Origin of the sequence: Actimicrobium sp. CCI2.3, assembly GCF_035019065.1 — a bacterium.
GTDB lineage: Bacteria > Pseudomonadota > Gammaproteobacteria > Burkholderiales > Burkholderiaceae_D > Actimicrobium.
This window is the reverse complement of the sequence record NZ_JASJWR010000010.1, coordinates 13,848-26,251: the sequence shown is the minus strand read 5'-3', so window position 1 is coordinate 26,251 and position 12,404 is coordinate 13,848. Positions and strand designations below refer to the sequence as shown.

Sequence of the window (12,404 nt, the reverse complement as noted above, 5' to 3'; positions counted from 1 at the left end):
TAATGACCGCAGGTCTTCCAAATTTTGCAAAACATAATCAACTTATTTTAGAAAATGTCGAGATCGCGATCCGTTCGTTCCGGTTGTCAGGATCGCCGCGCCGGACCGACCAACCGCTACTCTGCCGTTTCGGTTTATCCTGACCCCTGTTGTACTTTGAGGATCATTTATGCACGCAACACTTCCTTTGCTTGTTGCTACCGACTTTCCGGCGCTGCGACGCCACCGTCCCGATACCCTGCAAATTAATCTGGGCACGACCTGCAACCAGTCCTGCCTGCATTGTCACGTCAATGCCGGACCGACCCGCACCGAACAGATGGACCGCGCCACGGTCGGGCAAGTCCTCGACGTGCTGCGCCAGGGCACCATCCGCACGATTGATCTGACCGGCGGTGCGCCGGAGATGAATGTCCATTTCCGCTTTCTGGTCGAGCAGGCGCGCGCGCTCGGCGTGGCTGTCATCGACCGCTGCAACCTGACCATTCTTGAAGAACCCGGCTATGAAGAATTTGCCGGCTTCCTCGCCGCGCAGCAGGTCCACATCGTGGCCTCGCTGCCGTGCTACAGCGAAGACAACGTCGACAAGCAACGCGGTGACGGCACCTTCGGCAGCAGCATTCGCATGCTGCAGCGACTCAATGCGCTCGGTTATGGCGACCCCGACGGCGCGCTGGTGCTGGACCTGGTCTACAACCCGCAAGGACCGGTGCTGCCACCGTCGCAATCCAGTCTGAAAAAAGACTACGACCACTTTCTGGGCGAGCAATTCGGCATCCGTTTCAACGAGCTGTTTACGATCACCAACATGCCGATCCAGCGCTTTGGCAGCACGCTGATTTCAAAAGGCCAGTTCCACGCTTACATGGACTTGCTGCGCTCGGCCCATCAGGACGCCAATCTGGCCGGTGTGATGTGCCGCTCGCTGATCTCGGTGGATCATCTGGGTTATCTGTATGACTGTGATTTCAACCAGATGCTGGGCTTGCCCTTGAGCCAGCCCGGCAAAGGGCGGCGACACCTGACCGACTTGCTCGAGGTGTCGCTGGAAGGCAATCCGATCAAGGTCGCCAATCATTGCTGGGGCTGCACCGCCGGTGCCGGTAGCAGTTGCAGCGGAGCGCTGGCTTGATGCCGCTGGCGGTACCGCGCGCCGGGCGCAATTGCCCGACCAGTTATGCCTACGGCGCGGGCGTTTTTGCCCGCGAACCCGACCTGTCTGCGCAGACGCTGTACGTGATCGGCGGACTGTACGGCAATGCGCAGGCGCTCGATGCGATCGAGTCGCTGGCTGCGCGCGAGGAGGTGCCGCCGCAACTGGTATTCAACGGGGATTTCCATTGGTTCGATACCGATCCGGCGGTCTTTGCCGACATCCATGCGCGCGTGCTGCGGCACACTGCGCTGCGTGGCAATGTCGAGACTGAACTGGCTGCCGATGATGAGGCCGCCGGTTGCGGTTGCGGCTATCCCGAGCAGGTCAGCGATGACGTGGTGACGCAGTCGAACCAGATCATCGTCGCGTTGCGGGCCACCGCGCAGCGCGCGCTCGGTGCGTTGCGCGGGACGATGGCCGCGCTGCCGATGCACTTGCTGGCGAGCGTTGGCAAGGCCCGTATCGGTATCGTGCATGGCGATGCGACGACGCTGGCCGGCTGGGATTTTTCACGCGAGCGGCTCGATGATCCGGCCCGGCGTGCGATCAACGAACAGTTTTTTCGCAAGGCCGAGGTGTCGTTGTTTGCCAGTTCGCATACCTGTCTGCCAGCGTTGCGACGCTTTCGCGTTGAGGGCCAGGAGTGCGGCGTGATCAACAACGGTGCCGCCGGACTGCCGAATTTTTCTGGCGTTCGCGCCGGGCTGATCAGCCGGGTTGCGCGCACGCCAGCACCCGCCTGGCTCAATGTGCAGTACGAACGGATGTTCCGGATTGACGGCGAAACCATTCATGTTGCGGCGGTCGCAGTGGACTATGATCAGGCCGGCTGGCGCGAGCAATTTCTGCGCGACTGGCCGCAAGGTTCGGTAGCGAACACAGCGTATTTATCGCGACTCGATCACGGTCCGGCATACTCGCCGGAACAAGCCTGTCCTGCAGGATTCAAGTAATCCTCCATCGCTTTCTTCGAGGTCCGTTCCCATGACAAAAAACCGCCTGTTCCTGCTGCTGCTGATCGTCGCAGCTATCATCGCTTTCTTCGTTTTCGACCTCGGTCGGTATCTCAGTCTGGAGGAACTCAAGTCACGCCAGGAAGCCTTGCAGGCTGCGGCTGCGGCCAGTCCGCTGGCCAGCGCCGGAATTTTTTTCCTGATCTATACGGCAGCCACGGCGCTGTCGTTTCCGGGCGCGACCATCCTGACGCTGGGTGCCGGTGCGATTTTCGGTTTGTGGTTCGGTACGCTGATCGTCTCGTTTGCGTCGTGCGTCGGTGCCACGCTGGCGTTCCTGTCGGCCCGCTTCATTTTGCGCGACTGGGTGATCCGGCGCTTCGGTGACAAGCTCAAGAGTTTTAACGAAGGCATTGCCCGCGATGGCGCGCTGTACCTGTTCACGCTGCGGCTGGTGCCGGTGTTTCCATTCTTTCTGATTAACTTGCTGATGGGACTGACCGTGATGCCGGTGCGTACTTACTACTGGGTCAGTCAGCTTGGTATGCTGGCCGGTACGCTGGTCTTCGTCAACGCCGGTACCCAGCTCGCGCAGATCACGTCGCTCAAGGGGATTCTGTCGCCTGGTTTGCTGCTGTCCTTCGTGCTGCTCGGCGTGTTCCCGCTGATCGCACGCAAGGCGCTCGACTGGATCAAGGCGCGCAAGGTGTATGCGCGCTGGCCGCGTCCGGCCCGCTTCGATTACAACATGGTCGTCATCGGCGGTGGTTCGGCCGGACTGGTCAGCGCGTACATTGCTGCGGCTGTCAAAGCCAAGGTCGCGCTGATCGAGCGCCATCAACTTGGTGGCGATTGCCTCAATACCGGCTGCATACCCTCGAAGACACTGATCCGCTCGGCCAAGCTGATGTCGCACATCGGCCGCGCGCATGAATTCGGACTGGTGCAGGCCAGCGCGCAAGTCGACTTTGCGGCCGTGATGGAGCGCGTGCAGCGCGTCATCGCCACCATCGCGCCGCATGATTCCGCCGAACGGTATCAAGGGCTGGGCGTCGATAGCCTTAAAGGTTCGGCGCACATCGTCTCGCCGTTCGCGGTCGAACTCACCGAGCCCGATGGCAGCAAACGCACGCTGACCACGCGCAACATCGTCATCGCCGCCGGTGCGCGGCCGTTCATGCCGCCGATACCGGGGCTCGACACGATGGAGGCTTACACCTCCGAGACGCTGTGGTCATTGCGTCAGTTGCCGCGTCGCTTGCTGGTGCTGGGCGGCGGTCCGATCGGCTGCGAACTGGCGCAGGCGTTTGCCCGCCTCGGCGCGCAAGTCACGCAAGTCGAAATGGCCGAGCGCGTGATGCTGCGCGAAGATGCCGATGTCTCGGCAATGGTGGCGTCGCGCTTCCGTGCCGAAGGCATTGCGCTGCTGACCGGCCACAAGGCCGTGCGTTTCCTGCGCGAATACGGGCAGAAAATCCTGGTCGCCGAGCATGCCGGCAGCGAAGTGCGCATCGTCTTTGATGACGTGCTGGTGGCACTTGGTCGCAGCGCCAACCTGACCGGCTACGGCCTCGAAGAACTCGGCATCGGTATCAGCAAGACCCGCACCATCGAGACCAACGACTACCTCGAAACGCTGTATCCGAATATCTTCGCTGCCGGTGATGTGGCCGGGCCGTATCAGTTCACGCACGTCGCCGCGCATCAGGCCTGGTTTGCGGCGGTCAATGGCCTGTTCGGTCGCTTCAAGAAATTCAAGGCCGATTATTCGGTGATCCCATGGGCGACCTTCACCGAGCCGGAAGTGGCGCGCGTCGGTCTCAATGAACAGGAGGCGATCGCTGCCGGTGTGCCGTATGAAGTTTCACGCTATGCACTCGATGACCTCGATCGGGCGATTGCCGACGGCGAAGCACATGGCTTCGTCAAGGTGCTGACCGTGCCGGGCAAGGACAAAATTCTTGGTGTGACCATCGTCGGCGACCATGCCGGTGACCTGATCGCCGAATACGTGATGGCGATGAAGCACGGCCTGGGCATGAACAAGATTCTCGGCACCATTCACATTTATCCGACGCTGGCCGAAGCCAACAAGTTCGCTGCCGGCGTCTGGAAAAAAGCCCACACGCCGGAGCGCTTGCTGAGATGGGTGGCGAAGTACCACGCGTGGCAGCGCGGCTGATGGGGGCATCGTTGGCTATCATCGTGCCGGCCCTCGACGAAGCCGCCACGATTGTCGCGGTGCTCACGCGGCTGGCGTCGCTGCGGCAAGCCGGTGCCCAGGTGATCCTCGCCGATGGCGGCAGCACGGACCAGACCGTCGCGCTGGCGCAGCCGCTGGTCGATCTGGTGGTGCATGCGCCGCGCGGTCGCTCGCTGCAAATGAATGCCGGTGCGGTGCGCGCCAACGGTGCTGCACTGCTGTTCCTGCATGCCGACACGGTGCTGCCCGAACAGGCTGACCAGCTGATCGCGGCAGCCTTGCACGAACGGCTCTGGGGCCGCTTCGATATCACGCTGGCCGGCACGCACCGGATGCTGCCGGTGATCGCCGCGATGATGAACTGGCGCTCGCGCCTGAGCGGCATCGCCACCGGCGATCAGGCTATCTTCGTGCGCCGCGATGTCTTCGAGCGACTGGGTGGCTACGCGCCTATCGCCTTGATGGAAGACATTGAACTGAGTCGTCGCCTGAAAAAAATTGCGCCGCCGGCCTGCCTGCGCGCGCGCGTCATCAGCTCAGGCCGGCGCTGGGAAAAGCATGGCGTCTGGCGCACCATCGTGTTGATGTGGCGTTTGCGGCTGGCTTATTTTTGTGGCGCTGATCCGCGTGCACTGGCCATCGCTTACGGTTATTTGCCACGATGAGTCTGCACATTGCCGTCTTCGCCAAAGCGCCGGTAGCCGGACTGACCAAGACCCGATTGATCCCGTTGCTCGGCCCGAACGGTGCCGCCGATGCGCATCGGCAAATGACCGAACTCGCGCTGCGCAGCGCGCTGCACGCGGCACCCGGTCAGGTCTCGCTGTGGAGTGCCGGTGCGCCGGATCATCCTGTCCTGATTGACTGCTGTCAGCGCTTTGGCATCGCCGCTTATCCGCAAGCCGAGGGCGACCTCGGACAACGGATGGCTGTTTGCTTTAGCCGCTTATTACTGGACCATCAACGCGTGCTACTGATTGGTAGCGATTGCCCGGTGCTGGCGAGTACCGATCTGCAACTGGCAGCGCGTGCGCTGGAGCAGGGCGCACGTCTGGTTTTCACACCGGCCGAGGACGGCGGTTATGTGCTGGTCGGTGCGACGCGGGATGGAGCCGCCGGCTTCACGGCAATCTTCGATGCAATGATCTGGAGTACCGACCGCGTCATGACGCAGACCCGCAGTCGACTGCGGGCATTGGGCTGGCAGCACGGACCGGACTGGGCAGAAATGCCGGAGCGCTGGGATGTCGATGAGCCCGCCGATTATTTGCGCGCGGTGCAGCTTGGGCTGCTTCCGGATTAGCGTGCCGTGGTGCCGTCGATCTTGATCGATTCGTACCATGCCGCGAGGTTGCTGATTTCGGTATCGGTCAGCGGCTTGGCGATGACGCTCATGATTTCATTGTTGCGTTTGCCGCTGCGATAATTTTTCAGTTGCAGTTCGACATACAGCGCTTGCTGGCCAGCCAGATTCGGCGCGCCGGGCATCTGGCTGATGCCATTGGCACCGTGGCACATGGCGCAGCTCATTGCTTTGGCCTGGCCGGCTTCGAGGTCGGCGGCGACGGCGCTGGTGGCCATCAGGGATAGTGCGAACAGCACTGCGCGGGTGGTTGAAAATCTGTCAGAAGTCATCATGCGCACGATCGAAAAAAGAGGACAAAAAAATACCCGCCGCGCAGTCGGCGCGGCGGGCACTCAGCGTGGATCAGGTACCAGTGCCAGTGTAGGTGATGCGATAGATCGCACCGGCAAAGTCATCCGAGACCAGGATCGAACCATCCGGCAAGTTGGCCACGTCGACCGGGCGACCGCGATACTGACGGGTCTTGCCATCGAGCCAGCCATCGGCAAACACTTCGGTCTTGTCGGCCGAACCGTCTGCTTTGAGCGACGTGAACATGATGCGTGCACCGATCGGCGTGGTCTTGTTCCATGAGCCATGCTGCGCCGAGAAAATCCCGCCGCGATACTTGGCCGGGAACACGTCGCCGGTGTAGAACGTCATGCCAAGGTCGGCTGCATGGGCTTCCATGTAGACCTCGGGATTGGTCGTGTTGGCCGGTACCGGATCCTTGTCGTAGCCAAATTCGGTGATCCGTGTCTTGCCCTGAATGTACGGATAGCCGAAGAACTGGCCTTTTTTGGTCGCGCGGTTGATTTCGCCGGCCGGGATATCGTCGCCCATGCCATCGGTCTGGTTATCGGTGAACCACAGGTCGTTGTTCTTCGGATTGAACTCCATGCCGACCGAGTTGCGAATACCGGTCGCATAGACTTCGCGCTTGGCACCGGTGGCGGCGTCCATGCGGATGATGCCGCCTATGCCCTGCTCGTTGAAGCTCTTGAGCTTTTCGCGCGGCGGCACATTGAATGGCTGACCCAATGCGACGTACAGCATGCCATCCTTGCCGACACGGCAGACGCGTGCGCCATGGTTGTAGCTCTCGTCCTCGACCGTGATCAGCTTGCCTTGCGGGACCAGTTCCGAGACCGCGACATCGGCACCTTCATAGAAAAATTCGGCGGCAGGAAAGCTCAGGATGCGGTTGTGCTCCGTCACGATCAGGAAGCCATCCTTGGTCCAGCACACGCCATTCGGCTGCGTGAATTTCAGGGAAGGGGCGAACTGTTTGACTTCGGTGGCTTCGTCGCCGCTGTTGCGGTTGGTGACGGCCCAGACGGACGACTTGCGCGTGCCGACGAACAGCATGTTGGTCGATGGCGCGACTGCCATGTGGCGCGCATCCGGAACGATTGCGTACAAGTTAATTGCGAAGCCGGCCGGCATCTTTACGCGCTTTAGGTTTTCCTTGATCGCATCGGCATTCTTGCCGGTCTGCGGGATCAGTGGCAGGTTCGGATCAATGCCTGAGACGCGCATTGATTTGAGTTTGTCCATCGCCTGCTCCTGGGCGAATGCCGAGGCCGCCAATCCCATGACCATCCCCACGGTGACGACCGCCGACCCCATTTTTGTCCAACGATTTTTTTGCATGATGTGCTCTCCTGATTATTGTTATGGGCTTGCTGTTGTCGCTGTTGATAAATCGAACAATCGTCCTATTATTCTCTGCGGTGAGTATTCTTTGGTAGTAGCGGGATACTACTTTTTGGTTGGATGGTTTTTTTGCGTAGGGTGCGATAAGCGCAGGGCATTGCACCCTACGATTTTGTGTCGGGCGCGAGCCGGACTAGCCGCCAGCTACTTTGTGCAACAGCGGCCTGAGCGTCGCAGGCTTTCCCTGCAGGATGGCCTCCTTCTCTTCCTGTCCTGCGACATTCGAGAGATAACGCATGCAACTAACCCGCAGGAACGAACAGAAGTTGCTGACTTTGCCTTGCTGACGGATCACTTCGTCGTAGAGCTGGCAGATCAGCTGGTTGGTCGTCAGCCCATCTTTGAGCGCAATTTTTGCCAGCACATCCCAGCTCATATTTTCCAGCCGGATGCTGGTGACGACGCCGTGAATGCGGATCGAACGGGTCCGCAACTCATAGTGGATCGGGTCGGCCTTGACGTAGATTTCACACATGCTTGTCTCCTGTTTTTTTATGGTTGTGATGGTGCGAGCTTACAGCTCCTTGCGCTTCATCGCGCCGGCAATGAAGTCTGCCTGGCGGATCGCCAGCGCGACGATGGTCAAGGTCGGATTTTCACTGGCACCGCTCGTGAACTGACTGCCATCGGAGACGAACAGGTTCTTGATGTCATGCGACTGGCCCCACCGGTTGACCACGCCATCCTGGGCGCGTGCGCTCATCCGGTTGGTACCCATGTTATGGGTCGACGGATACGGTGGCGTGTAGATCACGCGCTTCGCACCGACCGATTGGTACAGCGCGCTACCCTGGCCGAAAGCATGCTTGCGCATGGCGATATCGTTGGCATGGTCGCTGAACTGGACGTTCGGGATGGGCAGGCCGAACTGGTCTTTTTCGGTCGCATGCAAGGTCACGCCGTTTGATTCCTGCGCCATGTCTTCGCCGACCAGCCACATGCCGGCCATGTTGTCGTAGGCATCCATCGCCGACGAAAAATCCCGACCCCAGCTACCCGGGTCCATGAAGGCGGCCATGAACGGCACGCCTAGCGACACGGTTTCCATTTCATAGCCGCCGACAAAGCCGCGCTTAGTGTCATGGCGCGATTCATCGCGCACGATCCCGGCCATCGTCGTGCCGCGGTACATGTGCACCGGTTGCTCGAACGTTGCGTAGACCGAGCCGGTCATGTGGCGCATGTAATTCTTGCCGACCTGGCCGGAGCTATTGGCCAGTCCGTTGGGGAACTGGGCCGACGCCGAATTGAGCAGCAGCCGCGGCGACTCGATCGAATTGCCAGCCACGCAGACTACCCGCGCTTTCTGAAAACTGCGGTTGCCCTTGGCATCGCTGTAGAGCACGCCAGTGACCAGGCCGGCGGCGTTGTGTTCGATCTTCAGTACTTGCGCATCGGCGCGGATTTCGAGGTGGCCGGTCTGTTCGCCCTTGGGGATTTCGGTGTAGAGCGTCGACCATTTCGCGCCGGATTTGCAGCCCTGAAAACAGAAACCGATCTGCTGGCATGACCCGCGTCCGTCACGCGGTTGCGAGTTGATGGCCATGTTGCCGCTGTGGTAGTCCTTGTAGCCCATTTTCTTGGCACCGGCAGCCAGTACTTTGTAATTGTTATTGCCCGGCAGACGAGGAATGCCGTTGGTACCGCCCACGCCCATCTTGTCTTCGGCTTTGGCATAAAACGGTTCCAGTTCGGCCAGCGTGATCGGCCAGTCGAGCAAGTTGGCGCCGGGCAGCGCGCCGTAGTGGGTGCGGGTCTTGAACTCGTGTTCCTGGAAACGTAGCGAGGCACCGGCCCAGTGGACGGTCGAGCCGCCCACCGCCTTGACGATCCAGGTTGGCAAGTTCGGGAAATCTTTAGCGATGCGCCAGGTGCCCGAAGTCGTGCGTTTGTCGAGCCACGAAATCTTGTCGAACATCGGCCATTCATCGTTTTCAAAGTCGTAAATTTCATGCCGTTTGCCGGCTTCGAGCACGACCACGTTGATGCCTTTTTGCGCCAGTTCATTGCCTAGCGTACCGCCTCCGGCACCTGAACCGACGATCACGACGACTTCTTCATTCAAAGCAAATTTTGCAGCCACGTCTGTCTCCTTGTTTTTTATAGGTCCGTGCTGGTGCTTTACTGCGTTACAGGTTCTCCATCCAGGTCTGGTCATTGAAGCCGCGCTTGATGTACCCGCCCAGTTCGGCGGATGGTCCCTGATAGCCGAGCTTGCCCCAGACCGCAGGCTGGTTGTACAGGCTGACCACGAGGTCGCCGCGCAGTTTCAGGAAGAACGGGGTGCCGGCCATCGTGGTCAGGATAGCCACACGTGCGGATTCCTCGGGGATGTCGGCATACGGACGCGTGCTGGCCTTGTTGGCCGCGGCGACGCCGTCGACCAGCAGCGTGCGCAGTGCCGTATCGGTCTTGACCTGATCACCGTAGATGGCGACGGCCTTCGCATACAGTGCGTCATCGAAGCGGTCATGCGGGAAAATATCGCGCGCCATTTTTGTCAGTGTCGCAAACACATCAGCGCCGAGCAATGCCTCGGCAGCAGCCTGGTTTGACACAAATAGCGCAGGGATGCCGGTCGCCGCGCCGGCCACGGTGCCCGCTGAGGCAATTTGCAGGAAACGGCGGCGTTTCGGTTGTTCTGGGTAGTCCATGGTTGTCTCCATTTATCGTTGTTATCCAGAAGAGGTCGGTCGAATTTTTTTGCCCTAGCGGTAGTGCCCCCATTTCTCCAGCACTTCGATCTTGTAGCCATCCGGATCGAGCACGAAGAAAAAGCGCGCGAGCAAGGCGTCATCCTGTTTGAATTCCTTGATCGCCGCCGGTGCGCAGCCCATCGCGGACAGCTTGTCGTGCATCGCCTGCAGGTCGTCGGTGACGATGCCGATATGGCCGTAGCCGTCGCCATGCGTGTAGGGTTCGGTGCGGTCGCGGTTGTGGGTCAGTTCGAGTTCAAATTCGCTCTCGGGATTACGCAGATAGATCAGTGAAAAATCCGGGTAGTCGAGTCGGTGCGTGACGGCGAAACCAAAGCCGTCGCCATAGAACTGCATCGAGCGAGCCGGGTCGAGGACGCGAATCATGGTGTGGATGATTTTTGGCATGACAGGTTCCTGTGTGAGAGGGCGAAAGTCATTATTGTCCTTCGCAGGGAAGGCGGGGTAGCAGCGCAATACTACTTGCGCAGATTTTCCGGCAGTGCAAGCGGCAGCATCAGTTCATTGCGCCGCATGAACCAGGGCGTCCATGGCGGGTCGTAGCGGGCCAGGGTCGCCGGGCCGGTTGCCAAGAGTTGGCGGCGCGTCACGAAGGCATCAAGCTCGGCGGTTTTCTCCACGATGCTGTCCTCGCCGGCCAGACCGGAGAAGCGGACCACCGCCACGCGCGTGGCAGGCATGACACGCAAGCGCACCTGCGGGTTGTCCGGTACCGGCAAGCTGTCGAGTGTGTAGGCCGCTGGCATCATGAAACGGATGGTCCATTGATTGCCCTGCGCCGTCTGGGTCACGGGTGCGGTCATCGGGATCGCGACGCTGCTGCTGCTACTGTTTTCCTGCAAGACGGGTGCCGTCATGGCGATGCGTTGCTGGCGCGTGTTGCCGCCAAAAATATAACCAGCCAGCAGCTTGAATCCGCTGCTGACGGCCTCGCTGCGGCTGCCACTGACGGTGACTTCGGCGGCGATCAATGCCGGGTAGTCGCGGACCTCGAACGATTCTTCCTTGATTGATACGGTGTGCGCCGGTTCTTCGGTTGCCATGGCATTTCCTCCTGAAAATAAGACGCCGAGCACAAGCAGGCGGGTGAGTAGACGGATCATAAAGTGGGGTTTCCGGTTGAGTGGATTGGATAACGTGTGATGAGCATAAGCGCATCTGCGGCTGGTTGCTGGATACCGCCTCGCTCAGTATCGTAGGGTGCAATAACCGCAGGGCATTGCACCGAATGCACTGACTGGGGTAGCTGATTCTGTCTTTACTTCGTCATGACCTAGCCGGGAGCGGCCCGGCAGCCGGACCGGCATGCGGTCCCTTCTTTTTGCTTCGCCAAAAAGAAGTAACCAAGAAAAAGGCGACCGCGAGACTGCTGCCCTTCGGGTTCCCAAAAGCCGGAGCCAGTATCGTAGGGTGCAATAACCGCAGGGCATTGCACCGAATGGACTACTATCGACCGTCGCACACAGCATTCCCCCGTTTTTGATCTGCATCATTTTTTTACCCCACTACCGAAACTACACTTGCCGCGAGTAATCAACCACCAGTGAAAGCAGAGATCATGAAAACATCAGCAGCAGTCGTCCTTGCCGTCAGCGCCCTCGGACTTTTCTCCACCCAGGCGATGGCCCAGCAGCAAAGCCCGTGGCAAGTGCGGGCGCGGGTCATCAATCTGGCCCCTGCTGATAATTCCGATCCGGTCGGCGGTGCCGGCGCTTCCGACCGGTTGTCTGTCTCCAGAAAAACCATTCCCGAAGTCGATATCTCTTATTTCTTCACGCCGAATGTGGCCGCCGAACTGATCCTGACTTACCCGCAAAAACATACGGTCTATCTCGATGGCAATAACGTCGGCACCTTCAAACACCTGCCGCCGACCTTGCTGTTGCAATACCATTTCATGCCGGAAAAACAGTTCAGTCCGTATGTGGGTGCCGGTGTCAATTACACCCGTATCTCTAACGTCAATCTGCTCGGTGGCGCGGGTAGTCTCGAAAACAGCAGCGTCGGTTTTGCGTTGCAGGCCGGTGTCGACTACAAGCTCGACAAGAACTGGTCGCTCAATCTGGACATCAAGAAAGTCCAGATTCGCAGTGACCTGATGATTAGCGGTTCCAAGGTCAGTGCGCTGCAGGTCGATCCGCTGATGGTCGGTGTTGGTATCGGTTACCGCTTCTGATCCGGTTCGTGCGCGATGACAACCGGCCTGTGTGGCCGGTTTTTTTACGTCCGGAGAACGGGCTGGCAAGTCGGCAAAAAAGTCGGCAAATAAATTTGAAATTATCTGATTTGAAAACACATATACTCATATGTATCA

At 59.7% G+C, this 12,404-nt stretch carries 13 protein-coding genes; 6 read left to right on the top strand and 7 right to left on the bottom strand.

Annotated features, from left to right (window positions below; genetic code table 11):
• The first annotated feature begins 169 nt into the window (after positions 1–169).
• Genes arsS through QN370_RS07525 form a run of 5 tightly spaced genes read left to right on the top strand, consistent with a single transcriptional unit; the run spans position 170 to position 5,615 of the window.
• A complete protein-coding gene (gene arsS / locus QN370_RS07545; RefSeq protein WP_322128458.1) occupies positions 170–1,132 on the top strand; it encodes an arsenosugar biosynthesis radical SAM (seleno)protein ArsS in 963 nt (320 codons plus the stop codon).
• Positions 1,129–2,109 (top strand): hypothetical protein, encoded by a 981-nt coding sequence (locus tag QN370_RS07540; protein ID WP_322128457.1) that lies wholly within the window; start codon positions 1,129–1,131, stop codon positions 2,107–2,109. The genes arsS and QN370_RS07540 overlap by 4 nt, the downstream gene beginning before the upstream one ends.
• A gap of 31 nt (positions 2,110–2,140) precedes the next feature.
• Positions 2,141–4,291: an FAD-dependent oxidoreductase gene (locus QN370_RS07535; RefSeq protein ID WP_322128456.1), complete on the top strand. Its 2,151-nt coding sequence runs from the start codon at positions 2,141–2,143 to the stop codon at positions 4,289–4,291.
• Positions 4,255–4,977 carry a TIGR04283 family arsenosugar biosynthesis glycosyltransferase gene (locus tag QN370_RS07530; RefSeq protein ID WP_322128455.1) on the top strand — a complete coding sequence of 241 codons (723 nt, stop codon included), beginning with the start codon at positions 4,255–4,257 and terminating at the stop codon, positions 4,975–4,977. Before QN370_RS07535 ends, QN370_RS07530 begins: the two co-directional genes overlap by 37 nt.
• The gene (locus tag QN370_RS07525) at positions 4,974–5,615 is read left to right on the top strand and encodes a TIGR04282 family arsenosugar biosynthesis glycosyltransferase (protein WP_322128454.1); all 642 of its coding nucleotides are present in this window, start codon (positions 4,974–4,976) and stop codon (positions 5,613–5,615) included. The genes QN370_RS07530 and QN370_RS07525 overlap by 4 nt, the downstream gene beginning before the upstream one ends.
• On the opposite strand, the gene QN370_RS07520 is transcribed toward QN370_RS07525, so the two are convergent.
• The 7 genes from QN370_RS07520 to QN370_RS07490 form a co-directional block, all read right to left on the bottom strand.
• Positions 5,612–5,950 (bottom strand): cytochrome c, encoded by a 339-nt coding sequence (locus QN370_RS07520; protein WP_322128453.1) that lies wholly within the window; start codon positions 5,948–5,950, stop codon positions 5,612–5,614. The two genes, QN370_RS07525 and QN370_RS07520, sit on opposite strands and share 4 nt — an antisense overlap.
• A 70-nt stretch (positions 5,951–6,020) precedes the next feature.
• Positions 6,021–7,310: a PQQ-dependent sugar dehydrogenase gene (locus QN370_RS07515; RefSeq protein WP_322128452.1), complete on the bottom strand. Its 1,290-nt coding sequence runs from the start codon at positions 7,308–7,310 to the stop codon at positions 6,021–6,023.
• 196 nt (positions 7,311–7,506) lie between these two features.
• Positions 7,507–7,848, bottom strand: a complete 342-nt coding sequence (locus QN370_RS07510; protein ID WP_322128451.1) for a ribbon-helix-helix domain-containing protein — start codon at positions 7,846–7,848, stop codon at positions 7,507–7,509.
• 39 nt (positions 7,849–7,887) lie between these two features.
• A complete protein-coding gene (locus tag QN370_RS07505) occupies positions 7,888–9,456 on the bottom strand; it encodes a GMC family oxidoreductase (RefSeq protein WP_322128450.1) in 1,569 nt (522 codons plus the stop codon).
• Positions 9,457–9,502: 46 nt separating this feature from the next.
• Positions 9,503–10,027, bottom strand: coding sequence for a gluconate 2-dehydrogenase subunit 3 family protein (locus QN370_RS07500; protein WP_322128449.1), 525 nt, complete (start codon positions 10,025–10,027; stop codon positions 9,503–9,505).
• A 54-nt stretch (positions 10,028–10,081) separates the two neighbouring features.
• On the bottom strand, positions 10,082–10,477 hold the full coding sequence (locus tag QN370_RS07495; RefSeq protein WP_322128448.1) for a VOC family protein: 396 nt from the start codon (positions 10,475–10,477) through the stop codon (positions 10,082–10,084).
• A 71-nt stretch (positions 10,478–10,548) separates the two neighbouring features.
• Positions 10,549–11,133: a heme-binding protein gene (locus QN370_RS07490; RefSeq protein WP_322128447.1), complete on the bottom strand. Its 585-nt coding sequence runs from the start codon at positions 11,131–11,133 to the stop codon at positions 10,549–10,551.
• Between the two features lie 515 nt (positions 11,134–11,648).
• Between QN370_RS07490 and QN370_RS07485 the strand changes: the two genes are divergently transcribed.
• Positions 11,649–12,266 carry an OmpW/AlkL family protein gene (locus QN370_RS07485; RefSeq protein ID WP_322128446.1) on the top strand — a complete coding sequence of 206 codons (618 nt, stop codon included), beginning with the start codon at positions 11,649–11,651 and terminating at the stop codon, positions 12,264–12,266.
• The last annotated feature ends 138 nt before the right edge of the window (positions 12,267–12,404 follow it).

Coding starts and splice junctions, on each gene's coding strand:
- arsS (WP_322128458.1), top strand. CDS start 170: ATGCACGCAACACTTCCTTTGCTTGTTGCTACCGACTTTCCGGCGCTG.
- QN370_RS07535 (WP_322128456.1), top strand. CDS start 2,141: ATGACAAAAAACCGCCTGTTCCTGCTGCTGCTGATCGTCGCAGCTATC.
- QN370_RS07530 (WP_322128455.1), top strand. CDS start 4,255: ATGGGTGGCGAAGTACCACGCGTGGCAGCGCGGCTGATGGGGGCATCG.
- QN370_RS07525 (WP_322128454.1), top strand. CDS start 4,974: ATGAGTCTGCACATTGCCGTCTTCGCCAAAGCGCCGGTAGCCGGACTG.
- QN370_RS07520 (WP_322128453.1), bottom strand. CDS start 5,950: ATGATGACTTCTGACAGATTTTCAACCACCCGCGCAGTGCTGTTCGCA.
- QN370_RS07515 (WP_322128452.1), bottom strand. CDS start 7,310: ATGCAAAAAAATCGTTGGACAAAAATGGGGTCGGCGGTCGTCACCGTG.
- QN370_RS07510 (WP_322128451.1), bottom strand. CDS start 7,848: ATGTGTGAAATCTACGTCAAGGCCGACCCGATCCACTATGAGTTGCGG.
- QN370_RS07500 (WP_322128449.1), bottom strand. CDS start 10,027: ATGGACTACCCAGAACAACCGAAACGCCGCCGTTTCCTGCAAATTGCC.
- QN370_RS07495 (WP_322128448.1), bottom strand. CDS start 10,477: ATGCCAAAAATCATCCACACCATGATTCGCGTCCTCGACCCGGCTCGC.
- QN370_RS07490 (WP_322128447.1), bottom strand. CDS start 11,133: ATGGCAACCGAAGAACCGGCGCACACCGTATCAATCAAGGAAGAATCG.
- QN370_RS07485 (WP_322128446.1), top strand. CDS start 11,649: ATGAAAACATCAGCAGCAGTCGTCCTTGCCGTCAGCGCCCTCGGACTT.